Here is a 16730-nt window from a genome sequence, read left to right on the forward strand (position 1 = left end):
CGCGGTTTACCTGTTCAACTGTTTCATCAGATCAGCCACGGAGAGGCCGGTCGGCTTCTCTGTGGCCGGAATGGCCGCCGGCTCGAAGAGCGGCAGCGGCGTGAATTCTTCGAGGTCGAGCTGCGCCTCGGTCGGCGGCACCTCGATCGTCGCGGCGAGCGTCTCCCACTCGTCGTCGGTGCGCTGGCGGACACCGAGCCGGATCGCCGCGCCTTCGGCAATGTTCATCGTGTCGAGCACTTCGTTGCGCAGCCCGTCCGGCAGCAGCCAGCGCCAGGACACGATGCCGGAACGGCTCTTCTCCTGGAGGCGTCGCTCCGAAACGAGCTGCCGGAAGAAGTCATCCGGCAGGCCCTTGGGCAGATGGACGTAGCCGACCTCGTCCGGGTCCTGCTTCTTCAGGCCGCGATAGAGCCCCATCTTCAGAATGGACACCGCGAGGTTGAAGAACTTGCGCGAGTACTTGACGACGCGGCCCTTCGAATCCCGCTCCTTCTTGACCATCGCCAGCAGCGAGGCGGTCTCGTTCGGCACGCCGCGGGTCATGATGACGCGCGACAGCGGGTGTCGCTTGGCCCATTCCCAGACGTCCGCCGTCCAGGCGTTGCCGTCGATGGCCAGAAGATCGGCCGCGCGGCGGTTGCCGAGAAAATCCGGCCATTCGCGCTTGAGCAGATTGTCGAGCGCGGTGCGGATTTCCGGTTCGGAGATGTGACCCGAATGCGGTTTGCCGCCGGGCGGCACCGTCTGGGCGTCGAACACGCCATAGTCGATGGTCCAGCGCTGCCGGCGGGCGCCCCAGCCTACCAGGTGCCATTCGACACGGTCGCCCTGCACGTCGACGCCGATGGTCAGCGTCAAGGCGCCCTTCGGGATGACACCCTTGCGGTGTCCGATCTCTTCCGCGCGGTCGCGCAGATCCTCCCAAGGCAGCGTCTCGCCGGTCGCTTCGTAGGCGAGGCCCAGCCAGTCGTTCCAGAAGACCTGCTCGGCCTCCTGGTCGCGCTTCTGCTCGTCCGATCCGCCGGCGCGGACATTCAGGTAGGCTCGGGCCAGTGCCTCCCAACTCTCCAGCGGCGAGTACGGCACCCACAGGAAGAACGACCGGTGATGGCGCTTGCGCTCCGGATATTTCGCGATCCACCGGGCCTTGCCGCCGAGATGCACCGGCCGGCAGATTTCCGCCCGGTGATGCTCCTCGATGAAGCCGCCGCACCCTTCGGCGACGCACAGGAACGCGGCCTTCTCCGGGTGGGTCGGATCGATGTGGTCCCGCATCGCTTCCCATTCGAGCGATTGCAGGTGACCGCAGTGCGGGCAAGGAACGTGATACCGCTCCTGGCTGCCGGCCTCGTAGTTCGCCGTGATCCGGCAGCCGGGAGAAACCAGCGGCGTCGAGATCTTGAGCACCTTGCGGGCAAGGAACGCCTTCGATCGGGAATCGGCCTGCGCTTCCGGGTCGCCGGCCTGGTTGTTCTCCCACTTCGCCAGATCGTCCTGGACCTGCCGCTTCGGCGACACCATCGACAGGTTCGACGGCGAATTGGCGCCGGCGGCCGAGATCGCGCCGCGTCCATCCTTCCGCTCCTTGTAGAGCTTCGAGTTGGAGCCTTCGCGGCTGGTCAGCGGAAACAGCGGCGCGAGGCAGGTCGTTTCCTTCAGAAGCGGAACCAGCTTCTGGTTCGACCATTTGATCGCATTGCTGTCCGTCGGGTGGACGTACAGCAGGTCGCACGGGTCCATGTCCATGGTGCCGAGCGTGAAGATGTTCGCCGCAACCGTGCCGCCGACCTGCGCCGATTTCTGCAAGGTGACGATCTGGCAGGGATCGTCCGGCCCGAGCGCCGTCAGGATCTCCGAGAAGAACGGGAACGTCTCCTCGCTGTAGGGACCCGGCCGCGCGGTGATACGCTCGGAGAAGACGATGTTGCGCTTTGCCCAGCGCAGATAGTCGACGGGCGGCGGCGGTGCGAAGATGCTGCCAAGCACCTGGTACAGCGAGGCCTCGGCATTGGCGAGGTGCCGATCGTGAAAGCTCATGCTGCTGACCTCGCGATCGGACTAGTCCTGATCGTCCTCCTCTTCATCTTCGTGTACGTCCGCCTCGGCCTTCGCGATCGCCGCCGCCTTCTCGGCGAAAGCACGCGTGGCGGCCTCGCGGACGGCGCGGAACGACTTGTTCAGCGTGTGCAACACGTCGCGCCGCGGGATGCCGAACTCCGCCGCGAGCGCATCGGCCATGCCGTTGAAGCCGCTCTCGACCGTGGTCAGCACCATCGAGGCGGTGCGGGCGATCTGCGCCTCGGCGTCCTCGCGAACCATGTAGCGGCCATCGGCAAGCGCCTCTTCGCGCTCCGCCCTTCGCGTCTGGATCTTGGCGAGCGCCAGGCGTTCCTTCGCGATCTGCTCGGCGGTGTCGTCGGGCCGGGCAGGTTCGGACTGGTTGGACGGCGTTTCAGGGGACGGCGCGCCCGGCAAGGAGATCGGAGGCGGCGGTCCGCCGTTGAGCTTCGTGCCGAGCCCGTTGAGGCCGATCGACTGCGTGATGTCGAGATTGCGCTTCAGGTCCGCCAGCGCCTCGGCGATGACGATCTTGGCGGAGCGCCCCTCGCCCGACAGCGATGTCTGTTTGATCTTGCCCGCCGCGATCCATTGCGACACGCGGCCCGGGCTGACATTGCAGCGCGCGGCAAACTCGGTCTTGGTCTCGGTCGACATCTGCAAAATTCCGCCGACTTTACCGCTCTTTAGGCCTGAGTTTAGCGCCAACTTTAGGCTTCAAAAATCGACGCTGACTACCGACCCCACGCGGTCCCAAATACCCGCGGTTGGAGGCCTCGGGGAAGGACCCAAAAGCCGGTCTTGTGGGGTTGCGGCTGCCTTGTGGGGTAATCGGTCGACTGTTGTGGTCTACCGCTTGGCCGATGCCATCGCCTGACCGAATGACTTCGTCCACAGTTCGGGGAAGTTGCGCTCGGCGCTCTCCCTCACGATGGCATAGTAGTCGAGGCGAGGCGCGTAGGTCTGCTCCTGCACGAACAGGAGCATCGGACGGATCGAGCCCTTGCCATCCCTGATCCAGACACCGGGCTTGAGGTGCGAGCCAGGAGCGGGGACGAAGAAGCGCTGACGCTTGTAGTTCTTGTTGCGAACGACAGAGCGCTTGCTGCGATTGGCCGTTGCGTCGAACTGGAGCTTCAGGTCGGACAGCATCTGCACGATCTGACCAGCAGTGATGTTGCCCGCCGCGTTGATCTTGGCGCCGGCAGCCGGCACGGTCACCCATCCGGACGGCAACAGCCCTGCCCTGCTCAAGGCCCGCTCGAACGACTTCTGACCGCGCTTGCCGCCGAACACCTGCGGATAGAGGTAGGCGCCGACCGGAAGCCTGCCAGGCGAATAACCGCTCAGCAGCACGGTGGCGCTAAGCCGATCCTTCCGGGCCGGCTCGATCGTGACGCCGCGCAGGGTATAGGCGATCGGGCGGTCGAAGACCTTGCCCATGGCCGCCCGCATATCCTTCTGCGCCGCCTGCGCCGTCCAGGTCAGCGCCCGCGCGGTGGCGAAGGGCAACTGCTTGCGCTCGATGTCATCGGCCCGCAGGAAGAGGCGGTCGAAGTCGAACACCATCGAGACGGCAGGTCCGCCAGCCGAATATCCGACGCCACCGGCGCGGGCATTGGTGAAACTCAAGCCAGCCATGTCGCGGGACCAATGAAAAACCCGCCTCGGCTGGCCGGGCGGGCTGTGATCTGATTTACCGTGTTCAGGTGTATGTCAAGTTTCTGCCGCACGTCAACAAGCAGCCGCAGTTTTTTTCGCGGACCGCTCAGCCGCCCTTTCGACGATGGCCACGCCAGGCCTGTCCCTGTCCAGCCAAGGCGTCATCGACCGATCGGAATGGACGAGCCGGTGCGCCGTCAGGTCCGTTGCGATCTCCGCCTCCAGCCTGCGCAGCGCGGCAACCCAGATCTGGTAATCGAGCCGGCCGAGAATGTCGCCGCTCGGATCGACCGAGAATTCGTACTTCCGGTAAGCGCCCTTGACCGGCTTCTGGGTGCGAGGGTTGTAGCCGTCCACCTCCAGATCATAGCTCTGGCCGTCCTCATGGCTCATGCGGCGCGTGACGAACCACGCCGGCTTGCCGCCGCGCTCGACCATCCTGACCTTGCTCGGCTCCGCACCGAAGTCCGGCTCGCGGCCGAGGATGGCTGTGCCGACGACGAGGCTGACGATGCCGGCGGCGCGACGGTGCGGCGTCCTGACCAAATAGCGATCCACCGCGCGCTTGACCGCGGCATCGGCCATGCCTTCCGTATCCGGCCAGTCGGCCAAGGCATGCCAGTTCGCCGGAATGGCGACATCGCACCGCGCCAGCCCTGCCACGGCGCGCCCGACAGTCACCGCATCGTCATGCGGCTCACCCTGCTCGATGAAGTAATTGTTGCCGCCGCCGCCCGTGTCGATCAAAGCGCCCAATTCGGCAAAGCTTGTGATCTTGCCCCATGACGACGCCTCCAGCATGCGCCAGGCCGAATTGGCGTTGTCCAGACCATCCACGCCACCGCCCTTCGGCAATTCATGGACAAAGGCCCAGGTCAGCAGCTCTTCAATGATCACGGTTTTCATCGATCTCAATTCCCTTGCGACAGTTTTCGAGAGTTTTGCGAGAGTTTAGCGATAGTTGCAGAGAGCGACTTATCGAATGTTTTCAATTCGTTGCGGAGGATGTGCGGGAGTAGCGACAGTTTCGAGGATGCATAGACGCAAGATTTGCCGTTCCCCCCGACCCCCCTTCACACCTATAGACCCCGGAAAACTGGTGCAAACTATCGCAAGCACTTGATTTTGTTACTCTATTCCCGCCGTTGCAAGTGTCGCGTGGTATCGCGAACTGTCGCAACTGTCGCGGCGGAAAACTGAACGAAATCAATGCATCCGCCAGTTTGCAGGCGGGTTTGCGAGGTGTCGGCAGGGGTGCGGGGATCATCGCAAATGGCCCTCGAAATCGTTGGAGCCGGAGCCGAGACTGCCCTGTTTCGAGGCGGGCACGTCGACGAGGCGGACACCGCGATAGATGACGATGCGGCCGTCGACCTTGTCGTATTTCTTCTTCATGATCAGGCCGAAGGCGGTCAGCGAGATCGGCTTGCCGCCCTCGTCAATGGTGAAGTCGACATAGGCCTGATAGAACTCCTTGGCGGTCAGCTCGGCCGTGCTGTCGGGCACGACGCAGCGGGCACAGAAGGCCGATGTCCGATCCATCTCGTCCCGGTATTCCTGCGTCTTCAGGCGCACCGCGTCGGGGATCACCAGCCCCTCGCGCAGGAAGATATTCACGCCCTCGATAAGCCAGTTGAGGATGCCCGGATATTCGGGCACGAACTCGGCCACCACCTCCTCGAATTCGCGCTGGTCGGCCTCGGCGATGATCTTCGACCAGTGCACGACGGCCATGCGTCGCCAGATGCCGTTGTCGGTGCCCGATATCTTGGGATAGCCGTTGCCGGACATGTGGCCGATGAACACCGGCTTGAAATCGAAATAGCCCTCGAACAGGTCGCGCACGGTGAAGTGCTCGCCACCGGTCAGGTCCTTGACCAGGTTCTCGCGCAGATCCTCGCCCTCGGGCAGTTCTTTGACGCGCAGGAAGCGGCGGCCATAGAGCCTGGCCATATCGGGATTGGCCGCGCCGCCGGCCTTGCCCTCGCCGATGAACGATTCGGACGGCAGTGTGACCGCCACCTCGCCCAGCAGCCGGCAGAGCGTCTCCATGTAGACCGACTTGCCGTTGGCGCCCTTGCCGTAGTGGAAGAACAGCTTCTGCACCGTGAGCCCGACCAGGCCGAGGCCTGACGCCACTTGCACCATGCGCCTAACATCGTCGATCGGCAGCTTGTCGCGCAGGAACTCGTCCCATTTCGGGCATTGGGCCTGCGGGTCGTAATCGACCGGCACGCGTTGCGTGATCATGTCCTGCCGGCGATGGCCGTTCACCACCTTCAGCTCGGCATCCGCGGCCTGGATGAACTCCGGCACGTCCTCGCGGCTGTCATCCGGATCATCGAAAGCCGGGTTGCGGACACGCTTCAGCACGCGCCTGAAGCACAGCGTATGGTTGGCGAGCGCGACCTTCAGCGGGTCGGCATTGAATTCGTCGGGTCCGCGCTGGATATGCGGCGCGGCGCACGCCAGCATCGCCTCGAGCCTGCCCTTGTTTTTCGACGACACGGCATGGTTCATGCGCCGGCTGAGACGCGCCGCGAGATTGGCGTTGGCCCGCTCGGCCAATTTGGCCACTTTCTTTTCGCCAGGGGAGCGCTCCTCCTCCGGCTTCTTCATTGCTTCGAGCCCGCGCTCGATCGCCTGCTTTTCGGCGGGGGTGAAATCGATGTACTCGACCTCGAGCGCAATGCGCCCGCCGACATTCTGCGCCACCGCCAGGGCGCGCGGCTCGCCGGTGTCTATATCCCAGTGCGTGCCCGTCCAGACCGCATAGGCGGCCTTGCGCGCCTTCGACTGGGCGCGCACCAGAAGATCCTCGCCGAAATGGGCGAGTAGCCGCTCGGCATTGTCGGTGTCGGAATGGTCGAGGCCGGCACAGGCCTTGACCACTTCGAGGTCGACCTTGCTACCGCGCCGCGGGCCAGTGCCGGGCTCGCCATCATCCAGTTCCGCGACACCTGCATCGAGATCGAGAGGGGTGCGGGGTAAACCCGCCGCCTCCGCCTGCCGCGTCGCTTCCTCCAGAATGGTGGCCACCTCGTCAGGCATGCCGGTCTTTTTCTTGCCCACTATTCCCCCGCCTCGACAGCCATGCGTGAAAAGTCATATCCGGCGCGCGGCCAGACGATCGGTATGAGACGCCCCGGCCGGGCATGGCGCTTTCGCGCTCTGGCCATGGCGGCGGCCGTCATCACCGGCTCCGAATCTCCATCGGCAAGCAGCACCAGCTCGGCGACGTGATCCGCCACCCACATGGCATCCTCGACCCCCTGGTCGCGCTTTGGCACCGGACCCTGCACCATCACGGCGCGCGCCACGCCCTTGGCGTCCGGCTTCTTCAACATCGGATGCGCGAAGCGCGAGGACGGCTCGGCCGGACCTGTGAGATTGCCGAGATCGCCGGCAGCGAAATAGAACGTGTCCTGGCGCCACCCCTCCCAGATGCCGAAGGCCACGCCGTTCTCGATCCCCTCGCCGCCGACCCAGCGCCGTGCCTCCGGATGACCGGCGATCGGGATCAGCCCGCCTTTCTTGGAGCCGCGCATTTTCTTGGCCGGCAGCGGTTCATAAAGCCCGTCGGCGACATCGACATCCGGGGGCGGCGCGTCGCCAAAGGCCCACTCGACAAGCCCAGCCGCTATGCCGTCCCTGGTGAGACCGAACAGCTTCGGGCGGAATTTTGGCGGTTCGTTCAGGTTGATCCAGGTGATGTGGCAGCCGATCTCGACCAGGCCGGGACCGATGAACGATGCGACCATCGCCGGGCCAGAGAACAACTCCAGGGGCCCGCCGCGCTCGTCCTGTCCGTGCCAATAGGGGACGTTGGCGCCGACACGCAGCCAGGACGCATCGGGAAAGCCGTTGCAGCGATGCCGGAGGTAGTGCCGGCCCTGCGGCGGGGCGGCCACCGAACACAGCACGATCGACGCCTTGATGATGCCGCGCGCCTTGGCGCGTTCCTTCTCGCGGAAATCGGCCTGGCTATCGGACCGCGCGGTCGCGTCCGCCTCGTTCTGCAGGCGTCGCTGTTCCAGCCGTTGCAGGCGGGCAGCGCGATCCTCGTCGCTCTCACGCTCGCCCTCGTCCGGAATATCGCGGTCGAGCACGATCGAACAGGCCTCGAGGAAGCCATCGCGGCGCCTGACATCGAGATCGGCGCAATGCGCGGCCATGCCGATACCGTCATTGCCGCCAATGCCGCCGGCGCGGCAGTTCCATTTTTCCTTGGCCGTGTTGAAGGCGAAGGTATCGGTGCCGCCGCAGTTCGGGCATGGCTGCGCATGCTCGTGCCGCTTGCCGGAGAATTTCAACCCGAGGATCTTCGCCGTCTCCTCGATCGACACGGCGCGTGCATCCTCGATAAAGAGTTTTATGGCCTCGCTCACGGGCGGCGCCCGGTAGATGAAGCCCGATCAAAGTTGTACGAACGAGACGTCGAAGTGGGGGATGGGTTATGACCGAACGGGACGATGACGGCAGAGCCGCTTACGAGCGTGAGGATACTTGGCTTAGTATGGCCATCGCTGGTGCCATACTCTTCACGGCTAGCGGAGCGTTTTTGACTGGATGGGTGATTGAGGCAAGCACAGGCCCTGATCTGCTGCAACGAGTTCAAACTGTTTCGCCCCTTGGAGTGCTTGCCGTTGCGGCCATCACTTTTGCCACGGTTGTTTGGCGAGGGCTGATCTCGGCGAGGCAAGCCAATATTAGTCAGCGACAAATCGAGGGGCTCACAAGGCAAATTGCCATCAACGAGGAGTCGGGCCTCGCATCGTTGATGCAGAAAGGCGCCGAGCTTATTGCCGACGAAAATCAAGCTAAGCGATCGGCGGGACTTGCGACTCTCGAGGCCGTCGCGGCAGCAGACACTCCTAAATTCAAAGATCCATCTAGACGTTTGCTTCTTGAGTTCATCCGCACGTACGGGCACAAGGACCACAGCGGGCGACTGGTCCAACAGGCCATAGCCGGTCTCAACGCGGGCTTCAGGAAACACTCCGCGCTTCTCAACGAGAGCATCCATTTCGAGATGGATGAGAAACTTGCAGCCGTTCATGAGGACTATTATGCCAATTGGCACATGGTCGAAGGCGTTGCCCGCGTCATGTATTCCGGAGGACTCATGGTTGGCCAACGGATTGCCAAAGGCTGTGGGTCGGTAGCCTTTTCTTACGTGCAATTCAGCGGTTGTATTATTGAGGATTTTAGCTCCTGCGCGTGGGATAGGTGCCGGTTTACTAATTGCGAATTCGGACGAATTCATACTGACGATTTGGCGGAACACCTCTTCGAAAATTGCAATTTTTCGCAAACGCAGATCGTCTTCAATCAAGCCATGCCGGACCTTCGAAAAGGGGATAATTTTTACCTTGCAAGCTTCCCACCCATTGCGGTGGCAAACACCGGCCCCAACGCAGTTTGGAATGACGTGCTGCTTCTCTTCGATGAGATTGGCATGATAGAAGACGTAAGCTGAGGCCGATTTCACTCCGCAGCCTCCCGGTACCGTATCAGATGACCGCAGTTTGCCGCCACCAGCGCGGCCGCCATTGGCGGCGAGACGCTGTTGCCGCAACAAGATATCTGGTCGCTTTTCGGCAACGGCTTGCCGTTGAATTCAAGGTCGATGATGTAGTCAGGCGGGAAGCCCTGTGCGCAGAACAGTTCGCGCGGCGTCAGCATGCGCATGCCGATATCGACGATGGTGAAAGTTTCTCCGGCGATATCGATGGTCACGAACTCGCGTTCGTCCCAGAAGCCGTGCGCGCGCATGAAGGCGGCAACCTGGCGCGCCTGCGCCGCCTGCGCTTCGGTGAAGGGCCGCCAGCCGAGTTTACCTTCCACGAAGCCGAAGCGGTCTTTCGTGGTCACGGAATGGCAAGGATCGTCGACGCGCGCACCGTCGCCGGTGCCGTAGTATTTCTGCATGAACGGCGCGACGAGCATCGACTTGTTGACCTTCGCCGTTGCCGTATGCGTCGGCTCGTCCATATCGTGGCCGATCGAGGTCCCGAACTGGCGAGATATGAAGGCGCTCACTACCGATTGCGTGCTGCCCTTCTGCACGATTGTGGAAACAGGCTCCCGCGCGTCATGGCCGGGTTCCTGATAGTTATTCTGGGCGAGGAACGCCGCCGCCACACACACGTCAGCTTTGGCCGTCTGCGTCGCCATCGGCTCATCGCCGCCGCGAGGACGGCTCTGCCCAGCGCGCCCTCCGCAACCGATCAGCGTCGGCGCAACAACGGCATGATTGATGCCGCCTGCGGTGACGACTGAGAGCGGATTATCGACGGACCGAAACCCATTCCCCCAACGCTTGACGCCGGAAGGCGATACCTCACCGTGCGCAACATCGACCAAAAACGGCCGCTTGGCCTTCAGCACATAGCGGTCGACGCCGCGCGCCACACGGCTCATTGTCGCGGCGGCCAGGGGGCGCACGGCGCGCAGCCCATGCTTTTCCAGCACCTCCGCAGTCGTGTCGAAGATTGAAGGGCATGGCAGCGAAAAGTCGATGATCTCCGCCGCGGTGCGCCATAGCAGTTTCCGTCCTGCGATAACGTCAGGATCATCAGGTTTGCCATGCGTAGGCTTCGGCCAGACGATCTTTTTCCCGTCGAAGCGGATGATGATGAACAGGCGCTTGCGGATCGTCGGCGCGCCATAGTCGCAGGCGCGCAACTCGCGATGTTCGATCTTACCGCCGAGCGCGCGCAGCGCCTTGCACCATTTCTGGAAGGTAAGGCCGCGCGATTGCGGATTGGGCATCAGACCCTTTTCGGTTTCCACCAAGGGCCCCCAGTCCTGAAACTCCTCGACGTTCTCCAGAATGACGACATCGATGCCGCCTCCACTTTTCTGGATACGTTCGACCCAGCCCGGGATGATCCAGGCGAGATCGCGAATATTTCTCTCGACCGGCTTGCCGCCCTTGGCTTTGGAGAAGTGCTTGCAATCGGGCGAGAACCAGGCGAGGCCGATGTGCTTGCCGGCCACATAGTCCAGTGGATCGACCTTGTAGACGTTTTCCGACAGGTGAAGCGTTTCGGGGTGGTTGGCCGCATGCAGCGCCAGGGCCGCCGGATTGTGGTTGATCGCGATGTCTGGCGAGCGTCCCAAGGCCATCTCGATTCCGGTCGAGGCGCCGCCGCCGCCGGCGAAGCTGTCCATGATCAGCGGGGGATAGTCGATCTGCGCCGCGCGGGCTTCGAAGTCGAGCAGCATCACACGCCCTCCGCCACGACATTGACATCGCCGCCGCGCCGGAACGGCAGGTCGACCTGCAACAGCTGCTCGACCGCTTTGCGGGACAGGCCGATGCGCGCCCGCACCTGGTCCATGGTCTGGCCCATCTCGAACAGCAGCCGCACACCTTCTGCCTGCATCGGCAGCGGCAGCTTGAAAAGCTTCGCCGGATCGACGCTGGCGGGCGTGCCGAAGCCGGGTCCGTGGCGTGGCGCCTTGGTCAAAGGGGTCATTCTGCCGGCTCCCAGCATGGTTTGTGATAGGACTGGACGGTGATCAGGCCGGCGACGCCGAACATGAAATCGGTCCGTTTGCGGATCAGGCGGCCGCCCTTGCCGTCATCGACCGTGTCCAGCCGCGAACCGTTGACGACGCCGTGCTGGCGCAACTCGCGGTCGAGATCGGCGGTGGACGCGAAGGGGCATTCGAAGACGACGGCGAAGGCCTTGGATAGCGGGCCGAACCCGTTCACCAGCTGGACCCAGTAGACGTAGCCCTGTTGATTGGGGAGAGGCTCAAGCGACATCGGCCGCCCCCGCTGTTTCAGTGCTCTTCCCGTGAAACACTGCCGCTGTTTCACGGTCGGCATCGGGCTTCTCCGGCGGATCGTAGAAGGCGCGAACGGCGAGCTTCAGCCAGTCGCAGACGGCGATGACCTTGGGCGCGGAGACGCTCTGGCCGTTGCAGATGCGTGAGAGGTCGGAGGCGCAGACGCCGATCTCGGCGGCGCAGATGCGCCAGCCGCGACCGTCATCCTCCAGCCTGGCGCGCAACAGCCTGCCCAACCCGCGATAATCGTAGGTGGCGAGCCTACCCATGGCGAAGCTCCTTCTTCAGAAAGACGGCCGGCGCCTCGCCTATCCAGTCGCAAAGGGCGAAGAACTCGCGGCTGCCGGGGTTGCGCCCGCGCGCGGCGCGCAGCACGGCGTCAAGCTCGACCGCCGCCTCCCTAGCGACGCGCTTGGCCGACTTGCCGCGATGGATACGCCGCGCCTCGAGGAAGATCGCGAACACGTCGAAGTCGACATGGCTGGGGTCGAACGCGTCCTTGACGATCGGGGCAGCGGCTAGGCTCATAGCTTCGCCGCCTGTTCGATCGTCAGTTTTTCGAATTCCTTGCCGCTTCGATTGAGCGTGATCTCGCAGGAAACCATGCACCGCCAGTCGGGACCGCGCTCTATCAGGGCCGCCAGATCTTCGATCTCCTCGAAGACGTGGACGATCTCAAGCGGCCCAAGGTCGGAGCGATAGGTGACCTCCGCTCGCCAACGCGGCACACCCGATCTCGGGAAGGCGACGACGTTGCTCATTCCGCCGCCTCGTCGGTCTGCCCTTGTTCAAGCTCGGTCTCGGCCTCGATCAGGTCGAACATGGCCGGCCCGATGTCGCCGGCTGCTGCGATCTGGGCATAGGTGACGCCGTCGGCGAAATAGTCGGGATTGAGCTCGACGCCGATCGCCTTGCGGCCCATGCGCAGCGCGCAATAGGGCACGGTCATGATGCCGCCGAACGGATCGAACACCGTCTCGCCCGGCATCGAATAGTCCTCGATCGCCCGCTCCACGATGTCGAACTGCAGCGGGCACAGATGCATCTCCCTGCCCTTGCGTTTTTGCAGCATGTTCAATGTGCGCATCCGCGCCACATCGGTGCGAATCTCGGGATGGGTGCTGTGCGGCGGCGCGATCATGAAGGTCGGCGGCAGGCGCCCCGCCTCGTCGAGCTGTTCGCAGAACTCGACATGGGTCGCATGGTCGTAGACGAACTCCCGGCAGAACTTCTTCCAGCCCTGATAGATCGCCCTGCCCGAGCCCTTGCCGGTCAGCTTGACCAGGCGCGCCAGCTCGTCGGGCAGCAGCGGCCGATTGCCGGACGAACGCCACACGCCATGCGCATCGAGCTGCCAGCGGCCGCGGCTGTAGCCCGTGCCGGGCACGGCGCGGATCATCTTGCCGTCATAGTCGTCGTCGCCGGGCTCGACCGGCCGATGATCGATGATGGAGACGAAGTCGGGCTTCGCCTTCACCACCGGCTCGTCGGCATAGCCGCGCGAGCGGTCGGTCTGCGGCTTGCGGAATTCGAGCAGATATTCCGGCATGCCGTGGCCCATGCGGGTGCCGTCCTTGCATTGCTCGGTCCAGCCCAGCCGGTAGGTCTGGTTGTTCTCGCGCACGACGTCGGTGCCGATCGTCACCCGCGACAGGATGGCGAAGCCGTGCCGGCGGAAATGCGCCGAGCAATCGTCGGAGAACGGGCTGACCGTCTGGAAGCCGAGCCCATTGATGCCGCCCGGCACGATCCTGTCCTTGACGTGGATGACCGCGCGCCGCCCGGGCTTTAGCACACGCAGCAGCTCGGGGGTCAGGAAATCCATCTGCGCCCAGAAATGCGCATCGTCGTCGGTGTGGCCGAAATCGTTGAAGGACGGCGTGTATTCGTACTGCGTCGAGAACGGGATCGAGGTGACGATCAGGTCGACGCTGTCGGAGGCCATCGACCTGGTCTCCTCCACCGTATCGTTGTGCACGACCAGGAAGTTTTCCCCGCGCACCTCGCGCCGCTCGACCCCCATGGAGCGCTTCATGGCGCCGTCAAGCGCCTGCTCGGCCAGTCCGTGCTTGCGGATGATGGCCGACATCTTGGCGGCTTGCGCTTCGAACTCGCGCCATTTGCGCTCCAGTTCGCGCCGGGTGCCGCGCTCGGCCTCGGTGTAGATCAGGTCGGCGCGGACCCGGTGCTGCTGGCCATAGCGCTGGGTGCGGAACAGCGACTGGAAGAAGTCGTGGAACTTGAAGCCGATGCCGAGATAGATGTTCCACCAGCAATGCTCCTGGAAATTGCAGCCGGAACCGCTGATCACTGGCTTGGTCGCCAGCTCCTGGAATTCACCTCGTGCGAAACCGATGATGCGCTTTTCCTTGGGCTCGGGATCGAGCGTGCCCCACACCGACTTGACGGTCGGGATCGCCGCCTCGATCGCCTGGCGCTCCGCCTCGAGGTCGTGCCAGATGATGCGATGCGCGGTAGGATCCTCGGCGCGGATTTCCATCATCTTGTCGACACGGGCGTCGAGCGAGCGCTTCTTCTCTCTGGCAGCGTCGACGACGCCATGCGCAGCGTCGGCGAACATGCGCGCCTGGCCGTTCTTCTCGATTCCGGCGGCACCATGGTCGGATGCAATCTCGTGCCAGCGCACGTCGATCTCCGGCAGGTCGTAGCCCTCGTCGGAAAAGCCCAAGTCGGACGGCATCTGGACGAACAAGGCCCAGCTCGCGACCCATAGCCAGAACTCGTCCTCCTTGTGCGGATGCAAGGTCAGCTTGTCGGCCTTGGTGCTGTCCCGCTTGAAGAACCGGGTCTTGGCCTCGCCGACATCCATGACGCCGAGGAAGGCCGCGTAGGCGAGCAGCTCGATATAATCGTTCGGATCGGGGATGGCGGTGGCGACGAAGCGATAGCGCACGCCGGCATGCTTGAGGCCGTTCTTGCGATCGTCGCCGGCGAAGGTCGCCATGAACTCGCGAAAAGTCTTGGTGCCGCCGAAGCCGCGCAGGCAGGCGGCCTCGTCGAGCGAAGCGGCGGTGAACCGGCAGGGGTCGAGCTTGCCGTCGCGGATCGTCTCGTAATTGGTCAGGTGGATGAGCTTGGTGCCGGCGCCTGTCCTGTTCGGCTCTTCCATCTGCTCGGGGCGGTTGACGAATTTCAGCTCGATGTCCGGATGGCGCTTTGCCTGCTCGAGGAAGAACTCGTGGCGGACACCGAGCGGCGTCACCTGCAGCGCGTGGCCGCCGGCATGCATCATCGACTGGCGCAGGATCTCCAGCTGCGTCGACGTCTTGTGCAGCCCGAAGCGCATGAACAGCGCGCGCCGGCCGCCGCGGCAGGCCCATGGCACGATCGCCTGCGTCATCGGCTTCAGGTCGGGATTGATTGTCGCCGGATCGACCGCGAAGCCGAGCGACGGCGCCAGCCGCACCTTGGCCTTGAGGAATTCGGCATAGTCGGGATGCGCGGTCATTGCCGTGTGCTCCCGACGCCGACACCCAGGCGGACCCCCAGCGACCCGTCAGGCATCCTTACCGGCACCAGGCGGCCATCATCGAGCATCGCCTCGATGCTTTCAACGAAACGCTCTACGAAGCCCTGGTCGCGCACTTCAGCGAGAACCAGCCGCCTCAGCTCCGGATCGATCAGCGTGCTCATTCGCCGCCCTCCGGTTCGCACGGCGCGTGCTTGCCGCCGCCGAAGACGTATTCGCGCCAGGGCGTCCAGCACCAGTTGCCGTCACGCTGCTTGAGGAAACCCCATTTGCGGGTAGACCGGCCCTGCCAGACGATAGTGACGATCTTGCCCGGCTTGAACAGCGGGGCCGCGCGCCCGGCGCCGAAGACGAAAGCCTCCATCGCCGCTTCCATCGTGGCCGCTTCGTCATAGCGGCCGAGAACGCGGTGGGTGTATTCGGCCGGGCGATAGGACCAGCGGAACGCCGGCACGATCGTCCGGGCCATGGTCACGACAATGGCGCGCGACACCCATGGATCGTATTCGCCGACAGGCTCCAGCCCCCCGATCGTCGCCACCTCTTCGACATAAGGCGTCAGCGGAAAGGTCCAGAAATCCCAGGGATGATCGTGCGGGTCGGGGTCGGCATCGCCACGGTGGAAGATGTGCAGGCGCAGCCGGCCGATGCGCAGCCGCGTCAGGAACGGCGTCTCATGCTCGCCCTCGACGCCATGGATGGTCTCGAAGCCGATCGCCCTCATGCCGGCACCGCCCGGAACGAACTCGCCAGGTGCCTGCGGCAATACGGTTTCAGGCCCGACAGCTCCGAGCGCTCGGCGCCGCACACCGCCATGTCGGGGCCGTCGGCCGCGAAGGGGTCGCCGACATAGTGCAGGCAGCGCTTGCGGTTCATCGCCTCGAGGAACGTGATCGGCAGCGCTGCCGGCAGGTTCGCGACCGGAACGATCGGCGGCGCCTCGGCCAGGATCTGGCGCGCCGGGCTGGCGTGGACGACCTTCGGCTTGACGGGCGGCCTTGGTGTCCGCCGCAGCTTCGGCGGCGCCTCGCGCCGGCGGCTGCGCACATCATTCGTCGGCTGGCCGGCCAGCTTGCCGAACCGGCCTTTGCCGCGAGCGAGCTTCGAGATGATCGAGTTGCGGCTGCGGCCGGGCATCTGCGCGGATATCTTTCCGGCCGAAAGGCCTTCGTCCGCGAGCCTGCGCAGCAGTTCGGCTTCGGCCAGCGTCCAGCCGCTCATGCCGCACCGCCCATCTTCCGCTCGAGGCGGCGCAGCACGGTGACGTTCTCGCTGATCTCGGTGCGAACCGCCCGGCGCTGCGCGCCATCGAGCTTGCCGTCACCCGACAGGCCCGCGGCCAGGGCGCCGACGACATCGGCGGCTTCCTTGCTGACCGCGGCGATGTCGGCGATGCCGGGATCGCCGCCCTCGCATGGCTCCAGCGGCACCAGCTTGAAGCCGAGCTGGCGCGCCATTTCCTCGATCAGCACCGGCGCGCCGATGTCGCGGCACAGGTCGAGAACGATGTCGATGGGCATGAACTTGTCCGGCTCGGACGGGCTGCCGTAGTTGGACAGGGCGGGCGTGTCGACGCGGGTGATCAGCGCGAACTTCGCCGGCCGCGCCATGTCAAGCGCCTGCCGCGTCGCCGCCTTGAGATCGAGGCGGTCGGCTTCGGATGTCGGTCGCGGCAGTTTCATCATCAGCTCCGCAGAGGCAAGGCCAAGCTGTCAAG

Annotated in this window: 18 protein-coding genes; 1 reads left to right on the forward strand and 17 read right to left on the reverse strand. The window is 64.3% G+C overall.

Annotation, left to right across the window (positions count from 1 at the left end):
• Positions 1 to 6: 6 nt before the first annotated feature.
• From LB566_RS03290 to LB566_RS03315, 6 genes are all read right to left on the reverse strand, one after another.
• Positions 7 to 2040: a phage terminase large subunit family protein gene (locus LB566_RS03290; RefSeq protein WP_224623094.1), complete on the reverse strand. Its 2034-nt coding sequence runs from the start codon at positions 2038 to 2040 to the stop codon at positions 7 to 9.
• Between the two features lie 21 nt (positions 2041 to 2061).
• The gene (locus LB566_RS03295) at positions 2062 to 2718 is read right to left on the reverse strand and encodes a hypothetical protein (protein WP_224623096.1); all 657 of its coding nucleotides are present in this window, start codon (positions 2716 to 2718) and stop codon (positions 2062 to 2064) included.
• Between the two features lie 192 nt (positions 2719 to 2910).
• Positions 2911 to 3702, reverse strand: a complete 792-nt coding sequence (locus tag LB566_RS03300) for a hypothetical protein (protein WP_224623097.1) — start codon at positions 3700 to 3702, stop codon at positions 2911 to 2913.
• Between the two features lie 93 nt (positions 3703 to 3795).
• The gene (locus LB566_RS03305; RefSeq protein WP_224623099.1) at positions 3796 to 4629 is read right to left on the reverse strand and encodes a hypothetical protein; all 834 of its coding nucleotides are present in this window, start codon (positions 4627 to 4629) and stop codon (positions 3796 to 3798) included.
• Between the two features lie 357 nt (positions 4630 to 4986).
• Positions 4987 to 6795: a phage/plasmid primase, P4 family gene (locus LB566_RS03310; protein WP_224623101.1), complete on the reverse strand. Its 1809-nt coding sequence runs from the start codon at positions 6793 to 6795 to the stop codon at positions 4987 to 4989.
• Entirely contained in the window at positions 6795 to 8111 is a 1317-nt protein-coding gene (locus tag LB566_RS03315) for a P4 alpha zinc-binding domain-containing protein (RefSeq protein WP_224623102.1), read from the reverse strand. The genes LB566_RS03310 and LB566_RS03315 overlap by 1 nt, the downstream gene beginning before the upstream one ends.
• A gap of 68 nt (positions 8112 to 8179) precedes the next feature.
• Here LB566_RS03315 and LB566_RS03320 point away from each other — a divergent pair, with 68 nt between their 5' ends.
• On the forward strand, positions 8180 to 9202 hold the full coding sequence (locus LB566_RS03320; RefSeq protein ID WP_224623104.1) for a hypothetical protein: 1023 nt from the start codon (positions 8180 to 8182) through the stop codon (positions 9200 to 9202).
• An 8-nt stretch (positions 9203 to 9210) separates the two neighbouring features.
• On the opposite strand, the gene LB566_RS03325 is transcribed toward LB566_RS03320, so the two are convergent.
• Genes LB566_RS03325 through LB566_RS03375 form a run of 11 tightly spaced genes read right to left on the reverse strand, consistent with a single transcriptional unit; the run spans position 9211 to position 16695 of the window.
• Positions 9211 to 10953: a DNA cytosine methyltransferase gene (locus tag LB566_RS03325; RefSeq protein ID WP_224623106.1), complete on the reverse strand. Its 1743-nt coding sequence runs from the start codon at positions 10951 to 10953 to the stop codon at positions 9211 to 9213.
• Complete coding sequence (locus LB566_RS03330) at positions 10953 to 11207, reverse strand: hypothetical protein (protein WP_224623108.1); 255 nt, start codon at positions 11205 to 11207, stop codon at positions 10953 to 10955. Before LB566_RS03330 ends, LB566_RS03325 begins: the two co-directional genes overlap by 1 nt.
• Positions 11204 to 11500: a hypothetical protein gene (locus LB566_RS03335; RefSeq protein ID WP_224623110.1), complete on the reverse strand. Its 297-nt coding sequence runs from the start codon at positions 11498 to 11500 to the stop codon at positions 11204 to 11206. Before LB566_RS03335 ends, LB566_RS03330 begins: the two co-directional genes overlap by 4 nt.
• Entirely contained in the window at positions 11490 to 11792 is a 303-nt protein-coding gene (locus LB566_RS03340) for a hypothetical protein (RefSeq protein ID WP_224623111.1), read from the reverse strand. The genes LB566_RS03335 and LB566_RS03340 overlap by 11 nt, the downstream gene beginning before the upstream one ends.
• A complete protein-coding gene (locus LB566_RS03345) occupies positions 11785 to 12051 on the reverse strand; it encodes a hypothetical protein (protein ID WP_224623113.1) in 267 nt (88 codons plus the stop codon). The genes LB566_RS03340 and LB566_RS03345 overlap by 8 nt, the downstream gene beginning before the upstream one ends.
• Complete coding sequence (locus LB566_RS03350) at positions 12048 to 12284, reverse strand: hypothetical protein (RefSeq protein ID WP_224623115.1); 237 nt, start codon at positions 12282 to 12284, stop codon at positions 12048 to 12050. Before LB566_RS03350 ends, LB566_RS03345 begins: the two co-directional genes overlap by 4 nt.
• Positions 12281 to 14992: a DNA methyltransferase gene (locus LB566_RS03355; protein WP_224623118.1), complete on the reverse strand. Its 2712-nt coding sequence runs from the start codon at positions 14990 to 14992 to the stop codon at positions 12281 to 12283. Before LB566_RS03355 ends, LB566_RS03350 begins: the two co-directional genes overlap by 4 nt.
• Positions 14989 to 15177: a hypothetical protein gene (locus LB566_RS03360; protein WP_224623120.1), complete on the reverse strand. Its 189-nt coding sequence runs from the start codon at positions 15175 to 15177 to the stop codon at positions 14989 to 14991. The genes LB566_RS03355 and LB566_RS03360 overlap by 4 nt, the downstream gene beginning before the upstream one ends.
• Positions 15174 to 15737, reverse strand: coding sequence for a hypothetical protein (locus tag LB566_RS03365; RefSeq protein ID WP_224623122.1), 564 nt, complete (start codon positions 15735 to 15737; stop codon positions 15174 to 15176). Before LB566_RS03365 ends, LB566_RS03360 begins: the two co-directional genes overlap by 4 nt.
• Positions 15734 to 16234 carry a GcrA family cell cycle regulator gene (locus LB566_RS03370; protein ID WP_224623124.1) on the reverse strand — a complete coding sequence of 167 codons (501 nt, stop codon included), beginning with the start codon at positions 16232 to 16234 and terminating at the stop codon, positions 15734 to 15736. The genes LB566_RS03365 and LB566_RS03370 overlap by 4 nt, the downstream gene beginning before the upstream one ends.
• On the reverse strand, positions 16231 to 16695 hold the full coding sequence (locus tag LB566_RS03375) for a hypothetical protein (RefSeq protein WP_224623126.1): 465 nt from the start codon (positions 16693 to 16695) through the stop codon (positions 16231 to 16233). Before LB566_RS03375 ends, LB566_RS03370 begins: the two co-directional genes overlap by 4 nt.
• Between the last annotated feature and the right edge of the window lie 35 nt (positions 16696 to 16730).

The organism is Mesorhizobium sp. CA13 (assembly GCF_020165235.1).
Taxonomy (GTDB): domain Bacteria; phylum Pseudomonadota; class Alphaproteobacteria; order Rhizobiales; family Rhizobiaceae; genus Mesorhizobium.

Bases quoted from the DNA above. Each gene is read 5' to 3' on its own strand.
- LB566_RS03290 (WP_224623094.1), bottom strand. From the start codon at position 2,040: ATGAGCTTTCACGATCGGCACCTCGCCAATGCCGAGGCCTCGCTGTAC.
- LB566_RS03295 (WP_224623096.1), bottom strand. From the start codon at position 2,718: ATGTCGACCGAGACCAAGACCGAGTTTGCCGCGCGCTGCAATGTCAGC.
- LB566_RS03300 (WP_224623097.1), bottom strand. From the start codon at position 3,702: ATGGCTGGCTTGAGTTTCACCAATGCCCGCGCCGGTGGCGTCGGATAT.
- LB566_RS03305 (WP_224623099.1), bottom strand. From the start codon at position 4,629: ATGAAAACCGTGATCATTGAAGAGCTGCTGACCTGGGCCTTTGTCCAT.
- LB566_RS03320 (WP_224623104.1), top strand. From the start codon at position 8,180: ATGACCGAACGGGACGATGACGGCAGAGCCGCTTACGAGCGTGAGGAT.
- LB566_RS03325 (WP_224623106.1), bottom strand. From the start codon at position 10,953: ATGCTGCTCGACTTCGAAGCCCGCGCGGCGCAGATCGACTATCCCCCG.
- LB566_RS03330 (WP_224623108.1), bottom strand. From the start codon at position 11,207: ATGACCCCTTTGACCAAGGCGCCACGCCACGGACCCGGCTTCGGCACG.
- LB566_RS03335 (WP_224623110.1), bottom strand. From the start codon at position 11,500: ATGTCGCTTGAGCCTCTCCCCAATCAACAGGGCTACGTCTACTGGGTC.
- LB566_RS03340 (WP_224623111.1), bottom strand. From the start codon at position 11,792: ATGGGTAGGCTCGCCACCTACGATTATCGCGGGTTGGGCAGGCTGTTG.
- LB566_RS03345 (WP_224623113.1), bottom strand. From the start codon at position 12,051: ATGAGCCTAGCCGCTGCCCCGATCGTCAAGGACGCGTTCGACCCCAGC.
- LB566_RS03350 (WP_224623115.1), bottom strand. From the start codon at position 12,284: ATGAGCAACGTCGTCGCCTTCCCGAGATCGGGTGTGCCGCGTTGGCGA.
- LB566_RS03355 (WP_224623118.1), bottom strand. From the start codon at position 14,992: ATGACCGCGCATCCCGACTATGCCGAATTCCTCAAGGCCAAGGTGCGG.
- LB566_RS03360 (WP_224623120.1), bottom strand. From the start codon at position 15,177: ATGAGCACGCTGATCGATCCGGAGCTGAGGCGGCTGGTTCTCGCTGAA.
- LB566_RS03365 (WP_224623122.1), bottom strand. From the start codon at position 15,737: ATGAGGGCGATCGGCTTCGAGACCATCCATGGCGTCGAGGGCGAGCAT.
- LB566_RS03370 (WP_224623124.1), bottom strand. From the start codon at position 16,234: ATGAGCGGCTGGACGCTGGCCGAAGCCGAACTGCTGCGCAGGCTCGCG.
- LB566_RS03375 (WP_224623126.1), bottom strand. From the start codon at position 16,695: ATGAAACTGCCGCGACCGACATCCGAAGCCGACCGCCTCGATCTCAAG.